This window comes from Nonomuraea sp. NPDC050022 (genome assembly GCF_044460705.1).
GTDB lineage: Bacteria > Actinomycetota > Actinomycetes > Streptosporangiales > Streptosporangiaceae > Nonomuraea.
The window spans coordinates 632,374-652,910 of the sequence record NZ_JBITKE010000006.1 but is presented as its reverse complement, the minus strand read 5'-3'; the positions used below and the strand labels follow the sequence as shown (position 1 = coordinate 652,910).

Annotated in this window: 12 protein-coding genes; 3 read left to right on the top strand and 9 right to left on the bottom strand. The window is 69.8% G+C overall.

Annotated elements, in window-relative coordinates; genetic code table 11:
• Window positions 1–33: 33 nt before the first annotated feature.
• The 3 genes from ACIBO2_RS28795 to ACIBO2_RS28785 form a co-directional block, all read right to left on the bottom strand.
• Entirely contained in the window at window positions 34–1,182 is a 1,149-nt protein-coding gene (locus tag ACIBO2_RS28795) for a LacI family DNA-binding transcriptional regulator (protein WP_397300743.1), read from the bottom strand.
• Complete coding sequence (locus ACIBO2_RS28790) at window positions 1,179–4,046, bottom strand: glycoside hydrolase family 3 C-terminal domain-containing protein (protein WP_397300740.1); 2,868 nt, start codon at window positions 4,044–4,046, stop codon at window positions 1,179–1,181. The genes ACIBO2_RS28795 and ACIBO2_RS28790 overlap by 4 nt, the downstream gene beginning before the upstream one ends.
• A gap of 161 nt (window positions 4,047–4,207) precedes the next feature.
• On the bottom strand, window positions 4,208–5,392 hold the full coding sequence (locus tag ACIBO2_RS28785; RefSeq protein WP_358555344.1) for an ROK family transcriptional regulator: 1,185 nt from the start codon (window positions 5,390–5,392) through the stop codon (window positions 4,208–4,210).
• Window positions 5,393–5,686: 294 nt separating this feature from the next.
• On the opposite strand from ACIBO2_RS28785, the gene ACIBO2_RS28780 reads away from it, so the two are divergent.
• The 3 genes from ACIBO2_RS28780 to ACIBO2_RS28770 are packed head-to-tail and all read left to right on the top strand — an operon-like array spanning window position 5,687 to window position 9,244.
• Window positions 5,687–7,342 carry a sugar ABC transporter substrate-binding protein gene (locus tag ACIBO2_RS28780; protein WP_397300737.1) on the top strand — a complete coding sequence of 552 codons (1,656 nt, stop codon included), beginning with the start codon at window positions 5,687–5,689 and terminating at the stop codon, window positions 7,340–7,342.
• Window positions 7,329–8,351: an ABC transporter permease subunit gene (locus tag ACIBO2_RS28775; RefSeq protein WP_358555338.1), complete on the top strand. Its 1,023-nt coding sequence runs from the start codon at window positions 7,329–7,331 to the stop codon at window positions 8,349–8,351. Before ACIBO2_RS28780 ends, ACIBO2_RS28775 begins: the two co-directional genes overlap by 14 nt.
• Window positions 8,348–9,244 (top strand): carbohydrate ABC transporter permease, encoded by an 897-nt coding sequence (locus tag ACIBO2_RS28770; protein WP_358184503.1) that lies wholly within the window; start codon window positions 8,348–8,350, stop codon window positions 9,242–9,244. The genes ACIBO2_RS28775 and ACIBO2_RS28770 overlap by 4 nt, the downstream gene beginning before the upstream one ends.
• 59 nt (window positions 9,245–9,303) lie before the next feature.
• Here the strand turns inward: ACIBO2_RS28770 and ACIBO2_RS28765 are convergent, their stop codons facing one another.
• The 6 genes from ACIBO2_RS28765 to ACIBO2_RS28740 form a co-directional block, all read right to left on the bottom strand.
• The gene (locus ACIBO2_RS28765; protein WP_397300732.1) at window positions 9,304–12,009 is read right to left on the bottom strand and encodes a cellulose binding domain-containing protein; all 2,706 of its coding nucleotides are present in this window, start codon (window positions 12,007–12,009) and stop codon (window positions 9,304–9,306) included.
• 177 nt (window positions 12,010–12,186) lie between these two features.
• Complete coding sequence (locus tag ACIBO2_RS28760; protein ID WP_397300729.1) at window positions 12,187–15,120, bottom strand: glycoside hydrolase family 3 C-terminal domain-containing protein; 2,934 nt, start codon at window positions 15,118–15,120, stop codon at window positions 12,187–12,189.
• 10 nt (window positions 15,121–15,130) lie between these two features.
• Window positions 15,131–15,943 carry a carbohydrate ABC transporter permease gene (locus ACIBO2_RS28755; RefSeq protein WP_357952766.1) on the bottom strand — a complete coding sequence of 271 codons (813 nt, stop codon included), beginning with the start codon at window positions 15,941–15,943 and terminating at the stop codon, window positions 15,131–15,133.
• Entirely contained in the window at window positions 15,940–16,755 is an 816-nt protein-coding gene (locus tag ACIBO2_RS28750; protein WP_358555326.1) for a sugar ABC transporter permease, read from the bottom strand. The genes ACIBO2_RS28755 and ACIBO2_RS28750 overlap by 4 nt, the downstream gene beginning before the upstream one ends.
• A gap of 85 nt (window positions 16,756–16,840) precedes the next feature.
• The gene (locus ACIBO2_RS28745; protein ID WP_358555323.1) at window positions 16,841–18,148 is read right to left on the bottom strand and encodes an extracellular solute-binding protein; all 1,308 of its coding nucleotides are present in this window, start codon (window positions 18,146–18,148) and stop codon (window positions 16,841–16,843) included.
• Window positions 18,145–20,442 carry a TIM-barrel domain-containing protein gene (locus ACIBO2_RS28740; RefSeq protein ID WP_397300725.1) on the bottom strand — a complete coding sequence of 766 codons (2,298 nt, stop codon included), beginning with the start codon at window positions 20,440–20,442 and terminating at the stop codon, window positions 18,145–18,147. Before ACIBO2_RS28740 ends, ACIBO2_RS28745 begins: the two co-directional genes overlap by 4 nt.
• Window positions 20,443–20,537: the final 95 nt, after the last annotated feature.

Here is a 20,537-nt window from a genome sequence, read left to right as displayed (position 1 = left end):
ACCCGCCGTCCGGTCAGACGCTCGCGCGGACGGTCACGTGCTCGCGCGAACCGTCAGGCGAGGCACCAGCAGGGTCGCGGGTGGCACCGCACGGCCCGCTAGCTTGTCCATCAGCAGCCCGACGGCCTCCCTGCCGACCTCCTCGGCCGGGATCAGCACCGAGGTCAGCCGGGCGGGCTCGGCCACGTCGTCCGGGCAGATCGCCATCACCGCGAGGTCCTGCGGCACCTTGCGGCCCAGCTGCCGCAGCGAGCTCAGCACATGGTTGACGGCTGCCTCGTTGTGCACGACCAGTCCCGACAGACCGGGCCGGGCCGCCAGCAGCCCGCTCACGGTGGCGTGGACCTCCTCGAAGCTCTCCTCGCACGGCAGGGCCGTACCGTCGAGCCCGTGCTCGGCCAGGGCGGCGGTGAAGCCTTCGAGCGTACGGCGGGCGAAGCCGGTTCCCCGCTCGTAGACCACCGCCGGCGCCCCGAGCAGGACCACCTCGTGGTGCCCGCGCTCGGCCAGGTGCGCCACGCACAGCGCCCCGGCGGCGGCGAAGTCGAGGTCGACGCAGGTCACCCCGGCGGCGTCGGCGGGGAAGCCGATCAGCACGCTGGGCTCGGCGAGCCGACGCAGCAGCGGGACCCTGGGGTCGTCGAGCTCGACGTCCATCAGCACCAGGCCGTCGACCAGCGCGCTGGCCGCGGCCCGGCGCAGCCCGTCGAGGCCCTCGTCGGCCGTCATGAGCAGCACGTCGTGGTCGAAGTGGCGCGCCGCGGTCACCACCGAGGTGGCGAAGCGCATCAGCACGGGCACGTGCATGCCGGCCCGCAGGGGCAGCACCAGCGCGATCACGTTGGCCCGCTTGCTGGCCAGCGCCCTGGCGCCGGCGTTGGGGTGGTAGCCGAGAGTCCGCACGCTGTCGAGCACCCGCCGCCGGGTGTCGGCCGAGATCGCCCGCTTGCCGCTGAGCACATAGGAGACCGTGCTCACCGCCACACCCGCGTGCCGCGCCACCTCGACAATGGTGACCGCCCGGCCGGTCGCGTGCCCGTCCTCAGCGCGCGCCTCCTCACCGCGCGCCTCCTCACCGTGCGCGTCCGCCGCTCCCCCGTCCGATGGGCGGCCGTCCGGCAGGTCGCGGTCCGGCGCGTGGCCGTCTACCAGGTGGCCGTCCGTTATGTGGTGTTCCGTCATGTGGTGGTCCGTCCGGTGTCGGCGTGGTCTCGGTCCATGCGGCCTCGCCCAGTTCGTCCTCGGTCGGCGCGTACGGCGCCGGGCGATCGGGGGGCGGCCCGACCCGTGCCGGTCAGTTCCAGCCTGCCCAGCGTGATGCCCACGTTCTCGAACACGACATAAAGATCGTGCACCCCCGAGGCTTCCGCAAGCTCGCCCGAGGACGCCGCCGGAGCGTAACGCCCGGCCGGCGGCACGGGGATGGCGCCCAGTGTGGGGCCGTGCAGGAGGTCGTCCAGCCGGAGCGTGACGACCCCGCCCTCGGTGCTCGCCGCCTCGATCAGGCACGACGCGGCCCCGGTGAGCTCGACGTCGCGGAACAGGATCCACGCCCCCTCGGCCTCGGAGCGCACCGCGTCGCCCGAGACCTTGGCCGCGTCGACGAAGGCGACCGCGTCGTAGGCGTCGTGGTCCGCCGCGGCCATCCCGCCCCGCCGGGGCGGGATGGTCTCGCCCTCGACGTGGAAGGCCGCGCTCAGCCGCAGGTCGGTCGCGCTGCGGCCGACCATGAGCTGGTGCGGCGCGTCCTCGACGGCGAAGGCGCCGCGCGTCACGTCCCAGAAGGCCAGGTCCCGTACGGGGAAGGTGAGCGTGACGGCCCGGCTCTCACCGGGCGCCAGCCGTACCCGCTCGAAGCCCCGCAACCGGCGCAGCGGCTGCTTGGCCCGGGAACGCCGCTGGTGGGTGTAGAACTGCACGACCTCGGTTCCGACCCGCGAGCCGGTGTTGGTGACCGTGACCGTGGCGGCGATGATCTCCCCGTCGACCGCGACGGCGAGGCCGGAGTAGTCGAACACGGTGTAGCTGAGGCCGTGGCCGAAGGGGTAGAGGGGAGTGCCCCGGTAATAGAGATAGGTGGCGTCCGTGGCGATGATGTCGTAGTCGAGCAGGTCGGGCAGCTCGCTGGCCGAGCGGTACCAGGTCTGGGTGAGCCGCCCCTGCGGGTCGGCGTCGCCGAACAGCACGTCGGCCAGCGCGTGGCCGTACTCCTGGCCGCCGTGCGAGGACCACAGCACCGCGGGCATGTCCGGGTCCGACCAGGTGACGGGGTAGCCGCTGGTGATCACCATGACCGTGCGCGGGTTGGCCGCCCGTACCGCCCGGACGACCGCGTCCTGGGCGGGGGCCAGGTCCAGGTCCGTGCGGTCCTCGGTCTCGCGGCCGTTGACCAGCGGATGGTCGCCCACGACCACGACCGCCACGTCCGCGGTGGCCGCCAGCGCGGCCGCCGCCGCGGCGCCGCTCTCGACGACCTCCACCGTCAGCCACGTGGCGGCGTCGGCGTCGTCCACCAGCCGGAAGACCCCGTCGGAGGACAGGCCGATGTAGCGGCCCGTGGAGATGTGGCGCAGGACGACGGCGCCGCGGGTGCGCTGTTCCAGCCGGAAGGTCTGGCGCACCTCCCAGCCGTTCGGGCCGGGCTGGTCGTTGACCAGGACGCCGTCGTCGTCCACGGACAGGAAGCGGCCGGTGGCGACCGCGCGGAAGGCGATGGCCCCGCCGCCCCAGTCGAACAGGTCGAAGCGGTCCCCCGGCGTCCCGATGCCCAGGGGTCCGCCGTCGAGCCCGGCCACCACCGGGCCCGCGTCGGCGGTCAGCGTGACGCGGTCGACGGCCTCGCAGAAGACGGTCTCGCAGCGTTCGGCCAGACCGGCGCGGGCGGTCACCTCGTACGGCAGCGTGCCGCTGTACCAGTCCTCCAGCAGGGTGTCGCCGAGCTGGCCGAGCACCGCGATGCGGCGGCAGGCGGCCGGCGCCAGGGGCAGCAGGCCGTCGTTCTTCAGTAGCACGATCGAGCGGGCGGCCGCCTCGCGGGCCAGCGCCTGGTGCTCGGGGCAGTTGACGACCGCCTCGGTGATGTCGTCGTACGGCGTGGCGGGGTCGAACTCGCCGAGCCGGAAGCGGATCGACAGCGTGTGGCGTACGGCGGTGTCGAGGTCGGCCTCGGTCAGCAGGCCGCGTTCCAGCGCCTCGCGCAGGTGGCCGAGGGTGGCCTCGGCCCGGTCGTCGTCCTGGGTGAAGCTGTCGAGCCCGGCCCGTACGGCGTGCGCGTACGCCTCGGCCGGGTCGTCGTAGTAGCCCTGCAGCCCGGTGAGGTTGCCGGGGGCGTAGGCGTCGCTGACCACGAGCAGGTCGTCCGGCGCCCAGGCCCGCAGCACCTGCCCGATCAGCGGGCTGAGGTGCGCCGGGCGGCCGTTGACCAGGTTGTAGGAGGGCATGACCGCGACGGCGGCGCCGCTCTCCAGGGCGGGCCGGTAGGCGGGCAGCTCGTACTCGTGCAGGACCCGCGGCGGCAGGTTGCTGGAGGTGACGCAGCGGTAGGTCTCGTTGTTGTAGCCGAGGAAGTGCTTGAGGGTAGGCGCCGTCCGCATTACGGGAGCGCTCCCACGAAGCCCGCGCGCGTAGGCCGTGGCCATGACGCCGGTCAGCAACGGATCTTCGGAGTAGCCCTCCTCGTTGCGGCCCCAGCGCGGATCGCGCAGCAGGTTGACCACGGGGGCCCACACGTTGCGGCCGGCGCCGGACGGGTCCTTGTGGTGGAAGGCCAGGACCTCCTCGCCCGCCGCCTCCCCCACCCTGCGGACCAGCTCCGGGTCCCAGGTCGAGGCCAGGCCCACGGCCTGCGGGAACACCGTCGCCGGACCCAGCCAGGCCAGGCCGTGCAGGGCCTCGGTGCCGGTACGGAAGGCGCCCACGCCGAGCCGCTCGACCGGCGCCTGGTACTGGTGCAGCAGCGCGAGCTTCTCGGTCACGGTCAGCCGGGCCTGCAGATCGGCGATCCGCTCGGCGAGGGGGAGGTCCGGGTCGCGGAACGGTTCGTTCATGGGGCCACCTTCTGAAAGCGTCGAAACGCTTCGACTAGCGGGGGGAGCGCGCTTCGGGTCTCTGTCGAAGCGCTTCGATAGCCGGTCCAGAAAAACCCCGCCCGTTACACGAGTGTTTCGAACGGAGTTCTTCTGAAGGGTGCACGCGTGCGCGAGCGGGGTCAAGAGATTCGCGGCAATCTTCCTGAATCGATGGAGTCGAGCACCCGGGCGGCTCCGCCGAGCGCGGCCGCGTCGTAGCCGAGGGACGAGATCACCACCTGGCAGCCGCCGGCCTCCGGCGCGATGGTGCGCTCGCGTACCTCGGCCTCCACGGCGGGCAGCAGCCAGGGCGCCAGCGGCACGTAGTAGCCCCCGAGGATCACCACCTGAGGGTTGAGCAGGTTGGCCAGGATGGCCACCCCGCGACCGAGGTCGCGGCCCACGCCGCGGAGCAGGCCCAGGGTATGGGCGTCGCCCGCGCGGGCTCGCCGGACGACCTCCTCGATCTCCAGCTCCACCTCGACCGGCGAGGGCGAGAGGTGCTCCAGGACCGCGCCGATGCCGGCCACCGCTTCCAGGCAGCCGGTCCGGCCGCACCGGCACTCCGGCCCCAGCGGGTCGATCTGGATGTGGCCGATCTCGCCGCTGTAGCCGCGCCCGCCCCGGCGCAGCCGCCCGTCCAGGATCACGCCGGCGCCCACACCCATCTCGCCGGTGAGGTAGACCAGGTCGGTGACCGCCCCATGGGGGCCGAACCGGTGCTCGGCCAGGGCGCCGAGGTTGGCGTCGTTGTCGGCCTGGATGGGGAAGCCGGGATCGCGCAGCGCCTTGGCGAGGTCGCCGCTGACATCGGTGTCGAGCCAGCCCAGGTTGGGCGCGACCCGCACGACGCCCTGCTCGTCGACCAGGCCCGGCACGGCCACGGTCAGGCCGAGGATCTGCTTGTCCTCCTTGGCCATGCGGTTGACCACCCGCCTGACGATCGCGGCGACGGCGGCCACCGAGCCGGGGAAGGCGCGCCGCCAGGACAGCAGCCGCTCCCCCGCCAGGTCGACGGCGACGGCCGTCACGTAGTCGACGTTGATCTCCAGCCCGATCGCCGCGTACGGCGAGCCGTCCAGCACCAGCATCGTGGCCGGCCTCCCCACCCGGTTCTCGGTCAGGCCGGTCTCGCGGACGAGCCGCCTGTCGATCAGGTCGGCGACCAGACTCGACACGGTCGCCTTGTTCAGGCCCGTGGAGGCCGCGATGTCGGCCCGCGAGCACGGCGCGTGCTCGCGGACGAAACGCAGCACGACGGCCAGGTTGGTGGCCCGCACGTCGGCGAAGTCGGCCGGCTGCGGGTCGGTCGATGAGGTGATCAAAGTCTGTCCCGTCCGTCAGGCCGTCGCGGGCGATCATGCCGCGGTACCAGTGTGCGCTGTCCCCCAGTGTCCCCGTGCCGTCGCCGAGAGCCGCGCGGACCCCCGGGAACGGCGGGGAGGGAGCCGTCAGCGAATCTCATCTCACTCCCGACATCAATCTGTGACCGGTGGCACACCTTGTGGTCAGCGTCGCCTCGGGTTTAGTTTGTTTGGTCATTAGACGAACTAATTCTAGCTCGTAGACCTCCCGTTCGGACACCCCTTACCCTGCTCCGACCAACGAAGGGAGCCGTCGTGACACCGTCGATGACTCGCCGTGGATTTCTCGGCCTGGCCGGTCTGACCACCCTCGCCGCCTGCTCCGCCCCGACCGGGACGCGGCCCGGCTCGAGCGGCGCGACCGCGGCCGCCGCGGACAAGCTCGCCCAGCTCACGCCTGCGTACGTCGAGTTCGCCGGCGTCAAGCCCGACCTGGCCGGCACGGTCTCCAACCTGCCGGGCGTGCCGGGCATCGCCGGTGGCTTCACCACCTACCCGGCCACCCCCACCGCGGCGCTCACCCAGAAGGCGGGCAAGGGCGGCACCTACAAGGCGATGACCCCGCTGTGGGGCCCACCGCCGCCCGGACTGCCGGGCAACACCTACTTCCAGGCGGTCAACGCCGACATCGGCGCGACGGTCGAGTTCCAGATCGCCGACGGCACCACCTACGCCGACAAGGCGATCGCCCGGCTGGCCTCCGGCGACCTGCCCGACATCTTCGCCCTCCCGAGCTGGGAGATCGACAAGATGGCGGACTTCAACACCGCCGTGGACAAGGCGTTCGAGGACCTCACGCCGTACCTCCAGGGCGACAAGGTGAAGCCGTACCCGCTGCTGGCCAACCTGCCGACCCCCGCGTGGGAGTGGTCGGTGTGGAACGGCAAGCTGATGGCGATCCCCTACCCCACCGAGCCCTTCCCGTACGGCCTGCTCTACCGCAAGGACCTGTTCGACAAGAACGGCTGGAACCAGAACCCCAAGACCGCTGACGAGCTCTACCAGCTCGGCAAGACGATCACCGACGCGAAGGCCAAGCGCTGGGCGTTCGGCGACATCCACGAGATGGCCTGGCCCATCTTCGGCGTCCCGCAGGAATGGCGGTACGCGGGCGGCAAGCTGACGCACAAGTACGAGACGCCGGAGTTCGAGGAAATGCTGGCGTGGATGCGCAAGCTCTTCGCCGAGGGGCTGATCCATCCGAGCGTCGCCGGCAGCAAGGGCGCCAACGAGAAGGACCTGATCGGCGCGGGCCAGATCACCATCTACCGGGACGGCATCGGTGCCTGGAAGGAGCTGCTCCAGCAGCACACCGGCAAGAACCCCGACTTCGCGCTGGGCGTCTTCCCGCTGTTCGCGCATGACGGCGGCACGCCGATCATGTATCACAACAACGCGGCGGGCATGTTCACCTTCATCAAGAAGGGGCTGCCGAAGGAGAAGATGGAGGAGATCCTGTCCATCCTCAACTGGTGCGCCGCACCGTACGGGACCAAGGAGTACGAGCTCTCCAACTTCGGGATCAAGGGCAAGCACTTCACCCTCGATGCCAAGGGCATCCCGCAGAGCACCGACCTGGGCCGCAAGGAGGTCGCCTACACCTACGGCTTCCTGGGCGGCCGTCCCCTCTACGTGGACTGGCCCTTCCCCGAAGCGGCCAAGGCCAACATCGACTGGCAGAACGCCTCCTTCAAGTACATCGAGAAGACGCCGTTCGACGGGATCAGGATCCAGCGGCCGTCGAAGTACGCGGGCCTGCAGGTGCCCACCGAGGACAAGTTCACCGACATCATGCGCGGGCGCCGCCCGGTCAGCGACGCCAAGCAGATCGCGGCGGAGTGGCGGCGCGACGGCGGCGACGAGGCGCGCGCGTTCTACATGAAAGTCCTTCGGGACAATGGCCGCGCCTGACCACATCGCGGTCGAGCGGGCCACGGACGCCGGGCCGGCGGGAGACCTGCCCTCTCCCGCCGGCTCGGGCATCACCCGGACACGGGTCCGGATCAAGCAGGGCTCGCTGCGGGCCCGGTTCCGGCGCGACTGGCAGCTGCTGCTGATGACCGTGCCGGCGATCGGGCTGCTGCTCCTGTTCCACTACGTGCCGCTGCTCGGCAACGTGATCGCCTTCCAGGACTACTCCCCCTACGTCGGCGTCAAGGACAGCCCGTGGGTCGGGATGTCGAACTTCCAGTGGCTGATGTTCGACCAGAGCTTCTGGGACGCGACGCTCAACACGCTGTCGATCACCACGTTCCAGCTGATCTTCTACTTCCCGCTGCCGATCCTGCTGGCCATCCTGCTCGACAGCGTCGTACGGCCGCGCCTGCGGCTGTTCATCCAGGGCATCGTGTACATGCCGCACTTCTTCTCCTGGGTCCTGGTCGTCACCCTGTTCCAGCAGATGTTCGGCGGCGCGGGACTGCTCGCGCAGATCCTGCGCGACCACGGCTTCGCGGGCGTGGACATCATGACGAATCCGGACACTTTCATTCTGCTGGTCACCGCGGAGACGGTCTGGAAGGACGCCGGCTGGGGGACGATCATCTTCCTCGCGGCGCTGGCCGCCATCAACCCCCACCTCTACGAGGCCGCCGCCGTGGACGGCGCCTCCCGCTGGCGGCGGCTGTGGCACATCACGCTGCCCGGCCTGCGCCCGGTGTTCGTGCTGCTGCTGATCCTGCGGCTGGGCGACGCGCTCAACGTCGGCTTCGAGCAGTTCTTCCTGCAGCGCGACGCCGTCGGCCGCGACGCCGCCGAGGTGCTCGACACGTTCATGTACTGGCGCACGCTGCTGACCGGCGAGTGGAGCTACGGCGCGGCGGCGGGCCTGGTCAAGGGCGTGGCCGGGCTGATCCTCATCCTCATAGCCAACAAGGTCGCCCATCGTTTCGGCGAGCAGGGAATCTACAAACGATCATGACTATGCCTGTCTGGGCCGAGCGGCCCACCCGGTTCGGCGCGAGCGTCAAGGGGCTGGTGCTGGCCCTCATCGTGGCCGCCGTGCTGTTCCCGATCTACATGGTCGTGCTGACCAGCCTGTCCACGCAGGAGGCGGTGTCGAAGGCGGGTGGCCTGGTCACCGTGCCGGGCGAGCTGTCCTTCGCCGCCTACGAGCAGTTGTTCGCGGGCGGGGTGGTGACCCGGTCGATCGGGGTGAGCCTCGGGGTGACCGTCGTCGGGACCCTGCTCAGCCTCACGGTCACCGTCCTGGCGGCCTACGGGCTGTCGCGGCCCGGCTCGCTGCTGCACCGGCCGATGCTGTTCCTCGTGCTGCTGACCTTCCTGTTCGGGCCGGGCATGATCCCGAGCTACCTGCTGGTCAGCTCGCTGGGGCTGATCGACTCGTACTGGGCACTGATCCTGCCGACCGCCGTCACCGCCTTCAACCTGGTCGTCATGCGGGCCTTCTTCATGAACATCCCGGAGGAGGTCACCGACAGCGCGCGGATCGACGGGGCGAGCGAGTTCCGCATCCTGTGGCGGATCGTGCTGCCCATGTCCAAGGGCGTCACGGCGGTGATCGGGCTGTTCTACGCGGTCGGCTACTGGAACGCCTTCTTCAACGCCACCCTCTACCTCAACGACAGCACCAAGTGGCCGCTGCAGGTGGTCCTGCGGCAGTTCGTGCTTCAGGGGCAGTCGATGTTCGTCGGGCAGACGGGCGACACCGCGGTCGGCGGGCACGCGCTGCCGCCGAGCCTGGCGATCCAGATGGCCATCGTGACGCTGGCGCTGATCCCGGTGCTGGTGATCTACCCGTTCGTGCAGAAGCACTTCACGAAGGGCGTCATCATCGGCGCCGTCAAGGGCTGACGAAGGCCGCCAAGGGCTGACCGAGGGAGGGGCCTCTCCCTCGGTCGGCCCTCCTGTCGTCAGGCGGGGGTGCAGGTGACCGTGGCGGGCGGGTCGTTGCTGCTCGTCCAGTTGCCGGTGAAGCCGAACGTGGTGCTCGCGCCCGGATCCAGCGCGCCGTTGTAGCTGACGTTGGTGACCTTGACGGCGGCGCCGGTCTGGGTGTGGGCGCCGTTCCAGAGCTGGGTGATGGTCTGGCCGTTGGGGAAGCTCCAGCCGACCGTCCACCCGGTGATGGCGACGGTGCCGGAGTTCTTCACCGTCACCCCGGCCTGGAAGCCGCCCTGCCACTGGCCGGTGGACGCGTAGGTCGCCGCGCACGACTTGCCCGGAACCGGCGTCGGCGTGGGCGTCGGGGTGGGCGTGGGAGTCGGGGTCGGGGTGGGCGTCGGCGTCGGAGTCGGGGTGGGGGTCGGGTTGGGGCCGGTACGGTCGCCGTAGATGATGCCGCGGCCGTTGGTGCCGAGATAGACGCGGCCGTACACGCGGGGGTCACCGGTGAGCGCCTCGCCCATGTTGGCGTACTGGTGCCGGTCGTCGTTGATCCGCACCCACGAGGCGCCCGCGTCGTCGGAGCGGAACAACCCGTGCACGCCGTCGATCTGGCCGACCAGGTAGATCGCCATGTACGAGCCACCGGGCGCCGCCTTGCCGAAGCCGACGTTCTCGGCCGCGGTGACGTTGGCGAGCTTGGTGAAGGTGGCGCCGGAGTCGGTCGAGCGCCACACGCCGTAGGTGCCCGCGGGGTCGTACTTGCCGGTCGACGGGGCGCCGCCGACGAGCCAGATGTGGCCCTCCTTGCCGGGTACGACCTTGAACTTGACGGTGGCGGTGCCGGTGGGCAGCCCGGTGGCGGCGGACTGGGCGAAGGTGGCGCCCGCGTTGGTGCTGACGTAGAACTTGCCGCCGGAGTAGCCGTAGAACTTGTTCGGGTTGACCCGGTCGGAGCGCACCTGCGCCTGGGCCGGGATGCCGGTGGAGGCGGTCCACGAGCTGCCCGAGTCGGTCGAGCGGCTCACCGCCCCGCCGGTCGGCGACCACACCGTGGTGCCGGCGTTGGCCGAGATCGCGACGCTGCCGCCCTGGGTGACCCCGCCCGGCTCACTGCTGGCCTGCCACCAGTTGGCGCCGCCGTTGGAGGAGAACCCGATGCGGGTCACCCCGGCCGTGTCGTTGTCGCCGGCGCGGACCATGTTCGACGGGCTGAGCTCGGCGTAGTCCATGCTCCGGGTGGTGACGAGATTGGGCTGGGTGTACATCATCGGCGGCACCGCGTCGAGGTTGCTGTGCACGAAGCCGCCGATGTCGCCGACCGCCGAGAGCAGGGGCGCCCCGGTCGGCGGGCTGATCAGGTCGAGGACCGCGGTCTCCTCCAGCCCCTCGATGAACGGCTTGATGGTGATCTTGCCGCCGGCGGCGTCCCACTGCTTGAGGTTGGCGGTGCCGTAGATGGTGGCGCCGGTGCCGTACAGCAGCCGGTTGGAGTCGAACGGGTCGATCTCCATCGCCTCGGTCATCCAGCCGAGCTTGGGCGTGATCTCCGGGGGCTGCGGGTTGCCCATGGCCAGCCACGGATGGGAGGAGACGTCCTGGGTGTAGCGGAAGGTCCGGTTGGGGTAGCCGTTCCAGTCCCAGATCCGCGTCCAGGTGGCGCCGCTGTCGGTGCTGCGGAACATGATGTTGTCCGGCCACCACGACACCTGGCTGGCGACCATGATCGTGCTCGGGTTCTGGCGGTCGATGGTCATGCCGCTGAAGCCGTAGTAGCGGTCGGCGTCGGGGGTCGGGGTGATCTCGGTCCAGGTGCCGGTGGCTGTGGCGTAGCGCCACACCTCGCCGTCCTCGCCCACGTACGGCCCGCCGGTGTTGCCGGTGGCCAGGTAGAGGTAGCCGTTGACGGGGTCGAGCACGCCCTTGTGCGGGATGTAGCCGGTCGGCTGGCCGGCCACCCGGCTCCAGGTGGCGCCGCCGTCGGTGGAGCGGTAGACGTTGTTGTCCTTGTCCGCCACCCCGGCGTAGATCGTCTTGGTGGCGGTGCCGGCCGAGCCGGTGCGCGGGTCGAAGGTGATCCAGGGGATGCCCTGGGTCATCGTGTTGTAGTTGTTCTGGGTGTCGTTCGGGTCCTGGGCGAAGTTGCCGACGTTCGGGAAGCTCGTGACCTTGGCCCAGGTGACCCCGTAGTCGGTGCTCTTCCACAGGCCGTTCTTGTTGGCGGTGCCGTAGAAGAGGATGTTGTTCTTGTTCGGGTCGATGACCAGGCGCTCGCCCATGCCGCGGCCCGGCATGTTGCCGAAGCCCTTGAACGGCAGCTCGGTGGCGGCCCAGGTGTTGCCCCGGTCGGTGGAGCGCAGGATGGCGCCGTTGTTGGCGTCCCAGTCGTTGGTGTACATGCCGGTGGCGACGTAGACCCGGTTCGGGTCGACGGGGTCGGTGGCGACGCTGACGCCGCCGACCCAGCTCCACTTGTCCCAGCCGATGCCGTCGAGCAGCGGCGTCCACTTGGTCTTGTCCCAGCGATAGACGCCGCCGATGTCGGTCCTGGCGTAGATGAGGTCCTTTTCCTTCTGGTTGAAGACGATGCCGGGGACGAAGCCGCCGCCGCCGATCTTCACTCCCTTGAAGGCGTACGGATCGGCGGCGACGGCGCCGACCGGCGCCATCCGCACCACCGCCATCGCCACGACGACGGCAGCCACCGCGAGCAGGCTGAACAACCTTCTTCGCATGAGCGGTTTCCCTCTCCGGGGCCGAAGGCCCCACAGCAGCAGATGACCGCCATGCACGACCGGGTACAGGACCCTGCCGTCGCCGCTCCAGCGCACATGGTCGCGAGGTCCCCGAACCCTCACTCAGAGGCTCACACAGCCTCTGAGTGAGGTCAATAGTTTGGTTATTAACCAAACTTACTTGGTGAGGGTCAGATCCTTGATCCGCAGGTCGCCCTTGAAGACCAGGTAGAGGTCCCGGATCCCACCGGCGCCGGACAGCGTCGCCGACGCGGTGCCGTACTGGTAGATCCCGCCGGTGGCCGGGACCGCGACGGTGGCCAGCAGCGCGCCCGACGGGGAGCCCGCGCGGACCTCGAAGGAGCCGCCCGCCACCGAGGACACGCCCGCGGTGATGCCGGTGAGTCCCCCGCGCAGGTCGGCGTCGGCGAACTTCACCCAGTCACCCGTGACCGCCCCGATCGCCTCGCCGCTCGCCTTCGAGGTGTCGACCAGGTCCACGCCGGAGTAGTCGTCGAAGTCGATCGCCCGGGTGCTCCTGGTCAGGTCGCGGGGCGGGATCCGCTCGCCGCTCACCTGGAAGGTCGCGCGCTGCCTGATGGCCGAGGAGGAGCCACCGACCAGGACGTCGTGGGTGGCCGTCTCCACGGTCCACTTGCCGCGGGTGACGTCCCACAGGGCCAGGTCGGCCTTCTTGACGGTCAGCTTCACCGTACGGCTCTGGCCGGGGCGCAGCGTGAGGCGGGTGAAGCCGCGCAGCTGCTTGACCGGCTGGGTGACGCGCGAGCTCTGCTGGTGGGTGTAGAGCTGGACGACCTCGTCGCCGGCCCGCGACCCGGTGTTGGTGACCTTGACGGTGACGTCGTAGGAGTCGCCGCGCGGGGTCACCTTCAGGCCCTGGTAGCCGAAGGTGGTGTAGCTGAGGCCGTGGCCGAAGGCGTAGCGCGGGTCGCCCCGGTGATAGAGGTAGGTCATCCCGGTCTTGGTGAGGTCGTAGTCCAGGATGTCCGGCAGGTCGTCGGAGCGGTACCAGGTCTGGGTGAGCCGGCCCGCCGGGTTGCGGTCGCCGAAGAGCACGTCGGCCACGGCGTGCCCGGTCTCGGCGCCCGCGTGAGTGGTCCAGAGCAGGGCCGGGGTGTCCACGTTCATGGTGGTCGGGTAGCTGTCCTCCAGGACGACCACGGTGTTGGGGTTGGCCGCCCGCACGGCCTTGATCAGCTCCTGCTGGCCCTGGCCGAGCGCGAGGGTGGAGCGGTCGTGGCTCTCGCGGCCGTAGACGAACGGGTTGCTGCCGACCACGACCACCGCCGCGTCGGCGCCCTTGGCCGCAGCCGCCGCGGTCTTGGCGCCGCTCTGGACGACCTCCCTGGCGAAGTGCGCCGCGGCGGCCTTCGTCCCGGTGCCGAGCGTGCCGTCCGCGCCGACGGTCACGTAGTGCTCGGGGAAGGGCCACCAGCCCTCGTTGACCTCGTAGCCGACGTACTGGATCAGGTACGTGCCGTCCGCCTGGCCCTCCAGCCGGAACTGCTGCTGGACGTACCAGCCGCCCGGGACGTCGGCGTTGGTGACGTACGGCCCGAAGTTGCCGGTGAGCAGCTTGCCGTTGCCCACGTTGCGCAGGGTCGAGACGTCGCCGGTCCAGTCGGTCTGGTCCCAGGTCGAGGCGCCGCCGGGCGCGGTGTCGGAGACGACGACGTTCTGGCCCGTGGTGCCGGTCGCGGTGACGTACTTGCCGCTGGCCAGGTCCTTGAGCGCGATCCGGTCCAGCGCGTCGGCGCCGGTCACCGCCGCCCGCGCGCCGAGCCGCTCCTTGATGCCGGCCAGCGGGGTCACCTTGTACGGCATGGTGCCGCCGTACCAGTCGCTGAAGAGGGTGTCCTGCAGCGGCCCGAGCACCGCGACCTTCTTCAGTCCCGGCGAGAGCGGCAGCGTCTTGCCGGAGTTCTCCAGCAGGACCATCGCCTCGCCGGCGGTCTGCCGGTTGAGCCGCTGGTTCGCCGCCGAGTTGATCACGTCCTTGGTGATCTTCGCGTACGGTCCGCCGTCGGGGTCGAGCTGGCCGAGCCGGATCCTGATCGACAGCACGTGCCGCACGGCCCGGTCGATGTCGGCCTCGGTGATCAGCCCTTGGGAGAGGGCGGACTTGATGTTCGCGGTCATGAGGGAGGGGTTGTCGTCGTTGACGGTGAAGCTGTCCAGGCCCGCCTTGAGCGTCGCGGCGACGGCCTCGGGCTTGGTGTCGTAGTAGTGCTCGTACTCCTGCAGCGCGTCCGGCGCCCAGGCATCGCTCACGTTGTAGAGGTCTTTGGCCGTCCACGAGCGGACGACCGTGTCGAGGTCGGGGTTGACGGTGTTCGGCCGTCCGTTGACCAGGTTGTAGGAGGCCATCACGCCGGTGGCGGCGTCGTTGGCGATGGCCGGCTTGAACGCGGCCTCGTCGTACTCGTGCTTGATCCTCGGCCGCAGGTTGGAGGAGGTGAGGCTGCGCAGATACTCGTTGTTGTTGGCCAGGTAGTGCTTGAGTACCGGGGCGGTCTTGAGGTAGAGGGGGTCGTCGCCGGACAGGCCCTTGCCGTAGGCGGTGGAGATGGCGCCGGTCAGCAGCGGGTCCTCCGAGTAGCCCTCCTCGTTGCGGCCCCAGCGCGGATCGCGCAGCAGGTTGACCACCGGCGCCCACACCTGGGTGCCCCACAGGACCGGGTCGATCGCGTTGTAGCCGCGTACCTCGTCGCCCACGGCCGAGCCGACCCGCTTGATCAGCTCCGGATCCCAGGTGCTGGCCAGGCCGACGGCCTGGGGGAAGACGGTGCCGCTGGCCAGCTTCTGCTTCCAGGCGTCGTTGTGGTCGTTGGACCAGGCGACGCCGTGCAGCGCCTCGGTCCCGGCCTTGAAGTACGGCAGGCCGAGCCTGGGGATCGCCGGCTGCGACTGGTGCAGCAGCGAGATCTTCTCGTCGAGGGTGAGCCGGCCCAGGAGGTCGCCGACGCGCTGGTCGAGCGGCACGGCCGGGTCCTGGTACGGCAGGGCCGCCGCGGCATGGACGGGCACGGCGTTGACGGGCGCCGCGCCCATGGTGACCGCCAGCAAGGCGGCCGCCAGGAATCGCTTCATTCGGGAGCTCCTACTTGATGGCGCCGACCGTGATGCCCCTGGTCAGCGTCCGCTGGAAAATGAGGAAGAACGCGACGGCCGGGACGATGCCGAGCAGCGCCGAGGCGCTGGACATGGTGGCGTCCATGTACTTCTCGCCCTGCAGCACGCCGAGGGCGACCGGCACCGTCTGGGTGTCGTTGGAGACCAGGAAAATGAGCGGAAGGAAGAACTCGTTCCAGGTCCAGATGAAGAAGAAGATCACCAGGACCGACAGCGTGGGCCTGCTGATCGGGACGACGATCCGCCACAGCGCCAGGAAGCGCCCCGCGCCGTCCATCCGCGCCGCCTCGAGGATCTCCTTGGGGAACTGCCCGAGCACGGCGCTGAGCAGGTAGGTGCCGAAGGCGGCCTGGATGACGGTGAACACGATGATCACCGACAGCTTGGAGTCGTACAGGCCGGCCGCCTTGGCCAGGTAGTAGAGCGGGTAGGCCAGCGCCTCCTGCGGCAGCGTGTTGGCCACCAGGAACAGCACGAGGATCCACAGCCGGCCGCGTACCCGGCCGATGCCGAGGGCGTAGGCGTTGAGCACCGACAGCAGCACGGCGAGCACGGCGACGGAGCCGCTGATCACCAGGCTGTTGAGGAGCTTCTCGCCGAAGTCGACCCGGGTCCAGAACGCGATGATCCCGTCCAGGTTCAGGCCCTGCGGCGGGCTCAGCGGGCTGCCCGCCGAATACTCGGCGGGCGTCTTGAAGGCGTTGAAGGTGACGATGACGAACGGGAACAGCATGACGGCGGCGAGCACCGTCAGCGCGGCCAGGATCGGGTAGCGTCTCACGGCTTCCGCTCCTGGAGGAACAGGAAGGCCGAGGTCACCACGACGATGATCAGCGCCAGGACGGTGGCGATGGCCGAGCCGTAGCCGATGTTGGCCTTCTGGAAGAAGTTCAGGTAGGAGAAGTACGAAGGCACCATCGTGGCGTTGCCCGGCCCTCCCCTGGTGAGCACGAAGATCGGCCCGAACACCTTGAGCGCGGCGATCGTGCAGGTCAGCAGCACGACGAAGATCTCAGGACGGATCTGCGGGATCGTGATGTGCCAGAACCGGCGCCACCACGAGGCCCCGTCGATCTCGGCCGCCTCGTGCAGGGCCGGGTCGGCCCGCTGCAGCCCGGCCATGAAGATGACGACCGGGTAGCCGAGCTGGAACCACACCATCACCGCCATCACCGTGGCCAGCGCGTAGTCGGGATCGCCGAGCCAGTTGACCTTCAGCCCGAAGATCTGGTTGACCGCGCCGTAGGTCGGGTGCAGCATCCAGCCCCACACCACCCCGGCCACCGCGACGGGCAGCACCTGCGGCAGGTAGTAGGCCGCCCGCAGGGCCGAGGCCGTACGGGGGCCGAACCTCTTGCCGATGTAGTCGAACAGCGCGGCGGCCAGCACCAACCCGATCACCGTGGGGATGATCGCCATCGCGACGATCAGCCCCACGTTGTTGCGGAAGGACGTCCAGAACCGCTCGTCCGCGAACAGGCGGACATAGTTCTGTGTACCGATCCAGGTAGGTGTGCCCACCCCCGACCAGCGGGTGAAGCTCGTCGCGACATTCATCACGAACGGCACGACGATGACCGCGGTGAACAGCACCGCGCTGGGGATCAGGTACGGCCAGTAGCCACGCTCTGTTCTGGTTGCCGACGCTCTGGTTACCGACGCTCTGGTTGCCGACGCTCTAGTTGCCAAGGTCGGCGAGGTTCTCGTTGTACGGCTGGGCGATCTCGTCGAGGACCTTCGCCGGGGGCTTGCTGCCGTTGATGAGGTTCTGGACGCCGGCCACGAGGACGTCGTAGTAGCCGGGAGCCGGCCAGTCGGGGTAGAAGGCCAGCTGGTCCTGCGAGGTGAGCTTGTTGAAGTTGTCGATGAGCTCCTTGCTCTTGGGGTCGGTGATGGCGGCCGGGTCGGCCGCGACGGGGACGCCGCCGGAGTTGCCGAGCAGGTTCTGGATCTCCTTGCTCATCGTGATGTCGATGAAGTCGTAGGCCAGGTCCTTGTTCTTGGACTTCTCGGGGACGACCCAGATGTTGCCGCTGGAGCCGGGGGCGAGCTGGTTGCCGGGCCACAGGAACGAGCCCCACTCGAACTTCTTGATCTCCGTCTGGAACCGGCCGTACCACCAGCTGCCGGACACCATGATCGGGAACTTGCCGCCGATGAACGCGGTGGCCATGTCCTCGGCCTTGATCCCGGCCGAGTCCTTGGCGATGTAGCCCTTCTTCACCCAGTCGGCCAGCGTGTCGGCGGCGTAGGTGAGCTCGGGGCCGTGGAAGTCGACCTTGCCCTTGTAGAGCTCGTAGGAGTCGACCCACGCCCGGTTGGCCTTGCTCAGCGCGAGCAGGTAGAAGATCTGCTGGGCCGGGTATTCGGCCCCGGCGGTCGAGATGGGCGTGACGCCGGCCTTGGCGAACTTGTCCAGCGCCGCGGTGAACTCCTCGAACGTGGTCGGCACCGTGACGCCGTTCTTCTCGAACAGCTTCTTGTTGTAGTAGACCATCACGTACTCGCCGTAGTTCGGCACACCGAACCACTTGCCGGAGCCCATGATGCCCCGGTCGTCATACTTGGCGGTGGTCTGCAGGCTGGCCGACAGCAGCTTGTCCCAGCCGCGCTTGGTCGCCTGCTCCGTCAGATCCGTCAGCAGGCCCTGCTTGGACAGCAGCCCGGCGGTGGCGTTGCCCTTGTTGTACTCCATGACGTCGGGCGCCTCGTCGGAGTTGAGCACCATGCTGGCCGTCTTCTGGATCTGCTCGAAGCCCTTCTCCTCGAACTTCACCGTCACGCCCGGGTGGGTCGACTCGAACTTCTTGATCGCCGCCGCCCAGGCCTTGCCCATCGCGCCTTCGGCGCTCTCGTAGTGCCACAGTTTGAGCACGCGCGGCTGGCCGCTCGCGGCGGGCTGCTGCCCGTCCGAGCCGGAGCCGCAGGCGGTCAGGGTCAATGCCGCGACGGCGAGCGCCGCCGCGGCACTTCTCAGCTTGATCATGGTGTCTCCTGGGAGGTGATGACCGCCCGGACCGGGGCGCCCGCCACCGGGGCGAACTCGACCCCGGCGACCCGCTTCGGACCGGTGACGGTGACGTGCAGGGTGTCGCCGTCGCGGGTGGCCTCGACGAGGGTCTCGCCGTCGAGGTCGTGGACCGTGCTACGGCTGTCGCCGCCCCCGAAGGCGACAAGGGTGATCTCCGAGGGGACGTCCACGGTGTCCCCAGGCGTGGTGACCGGGATGAGCGCGCCGTACCGGACGAACAGCGGGATCTGCTCCAGCGGCGCCGAGACGGCGCGGTAGCGCCCGCCCTCCAGCAGCTCCCCGGTCCAGTAGTCGACCCACCGGCCCTCGGGCAGGTACACCTGCCGGGTGCCGTCGGGCGTGGTCATGGGCGCGACCAGCAGGTCGCGGCCGAGCAGATACTCCAGGTCGGCCCGCCAGGCGACGGGGTCGCCCGGATGGTCGACGCACAGCGCCCGCATCATCGGCGCGCCGGTCCGCGCGGCGTCCACGGCCGCCGAGTAGAGGTAGGGCATGAGCCGGTACCTCAGCCGCAGCGCGGCCACCGCCTCGGCCTCCACCTCGGGGAACTCCCACGGCTCACGACTGGTGGTGCCGTGCAGCCGCAGCAGCGGGGACAGCGCGCCGAACTGGGTCCAGCGGACGTAGAGGTCGTCGGCCGGGCGGCCGGTGAAGCCGCCCGCGTCGTGGCTCCAGAACGGCACGCCCGACAGGCCGTGGGCCAGGCCGCCGCGCAGCGTGCTGCCCATCGCCGGGTAGCTGGTGAAGGTGTCGCCGCTCCACTGGGCCGAGTGCCGCTGGCCGCCCAGGAACGACGAGCGGGCCCAGACCAGGCCGTGCCCGTGGACCTCACGGGTCACCTCGGCGACGGCGTCGTTGAACAGCAGCGTGTAGACGTTGTGCAGGTCGGTGCCGGTCATGCCGTTGAAGGCCGTCGCGTCGTGCGGCACGCCCTCGGCGAAGTCGGTCTTGAACGCCTGCGCGCCCTGCTGGAGCAGCGGGCGCAGCAGCCCTTGGAACCAGGCGACGGCGGCCGGGTTGGTGAAGTCGACGATGCCGCAGGCCGGGTAGGACCCGTGCCAGCAGTCGGCGACGTACGCCTCCCCATCATGATTTTTCAGGAAATATCCGGCTTCGGCGGCTTGGGGGAAAGCTGGGCTCAGGTGGGAGATGTAGGGGTTCATCCAGAGGCAGACCTTGAAGCCCATCCCGTCGAGCTCGGCGAGCATTCCGGCCGGGTCGGGGAAGCGGGCCTCGTCCCAGCGCAGGTCCGACCAGTGGCCGTCGGTCTGCCAGTAGGTGTCCAGGTGCAGCACGTCGCACGGGATACCGCGCTCGCGGATCTTCCGGGCCCGCGTCATGACCCGCTCCTGGCTGTCCACGAAGAAGCCCGAGGAGATCCAGGTGCCGAACGCCCACTTCGGCGGCAGGGTCGGGCGGCAGGTCAGCCGGTCGTAGCGGTCGAGGATCTCCGGCGGCGTCGGCCCGGCGAGCACGTAGTAGTCGATCAGGTCGTCGGGGACGACGATCTGCACGACGCTGTGCGTGGACTGGCAGACGTCGAACTCCGTCGGCGCCCCGCTGCCGACGACGATGCCGTATCCCCTGCTCGACTGGTAGAAGGGCACGTTCTTGTAGGCGCGCTGCGACTCGGCGCCGAAGGCGTCGAAGTTCCACATGACGGGCCGCTGGCCGCGCTTGTCGAGCGGGGTGAACGACTCCCCGAACCCGGCGAACGCCTCGTCGGCCGGCGCGGCGAAGCTCTCGTGGTAGGCCACCGTGACGCCGTCGGCGTGGGAGCGGCCGAACGGCAGCGTACGCAGCCGCCCGCTGATGTCGGTGTGCCCCCGGTCCTGCTCCACCAGCGTGGCGCCCGCCGCGTCGGTGAACCGCAGCCGCCACGGGTCCAGGGTGATCTCCGCACGCAATGAGCCCGCGTCGATGGTCAGCCCGCCGGGCCGGGTCTCCACCCGGGCTCCCGCGTACGTGCCCGGTGTCACCAGGGAGGCCGCCCGGGCCGAGCGGGTGCGGGCGTCCACGTCCTGGCCGAGCCGGACCCGGATCACTCCCTCGCCCGCCACCCGCACCTGTACGACCAGACTCTCCTCCGCCGAGGTGATGCCCTTCAACGTCACTCCCGAGTCGTCCACGGCCACCGGCTCGGCGGCGGTCAACGCGGACAGGCCCTGTTCGCCCCGTATGCGGACCGGCAGCTCCGGCGGGTCGGCGACAAAGTACTCGTGCGCGACCAGGGGCGGGCGGTAGGGCATGAAGGCTCCTTCAAGTGACCGGCACGGCTCGCGAGTTAGTTTTCCGTCCCAACCAACAAACGTCAACGGTCGCACATTAGTTTAGATGCCAGCCA

What these genes read in the sequence shown, in the direction of transcription:
- ACIBO2_RS28775 (WP_358555338.1), top strand. Translation starts at nt 7,329, where the DNA reads ATGGCCGCGCCTGACCACATCGCGGTCGAGCGGGCCACGGACGCCGGG.
- ACIBO2_RS28795 (WP_397300743.1), bottom strand. Translation starts at nt 1,182, where the DNA reads ATGACGGAACACCACATAACGGACGGCCACCTGGTAGACGGCCACGCG.
- ACIBO2_RS28745 (WP_358555323.1), bottom strand. Translation starts at nt 18,148, where the DNA reads ATGATCAAGCTGAGAAGTGCCGCGGCGGCGCTCGCCGTCGCGGCATTG.
- ACIBO2_RS28770 (WP_358184503.1), top strand. Translation starts at nt 8,348, where the DNA reads ATGACTATGCCTGTCTGGGCCGAGCGGCCCACCCGGTTCGGCGCGAGC.
- ACIBO2_RS28790 (WP_397300740.1), bottom strand. Translation starts at nt 4,046, where the DNA reads ATGAACGAACCGTTCCGCGACCCGGACCTCCCCCTCGCCGAGCGGATC.
- ACIBO2_RS28760 (WP_397300729.1), bottom strand. Translation starts at nt 15,120, where the DNA reads ATGAAGCGATTCCTGGCGGCCGCCTTGCTGGCGGTCACCATGGGCGCG.
- ACIBO2_RS28740 (WP_397300725.1), bottom strand. Translation starts at nt 20,442, where the DNA reads ATGCCCTACCGCCCGCCCCTGGTCGCGCACGAGTACTTTGTCGCCGAC.
- ACIBO2_RS28765 (WP_397300732.1), bottom strand. Translation starts at nt 12,009, where the DNA reads ATGCGAAGAAGGTTGTTCAGCCTGCTCGCGGTGGCTGCCGTCGTCGTG.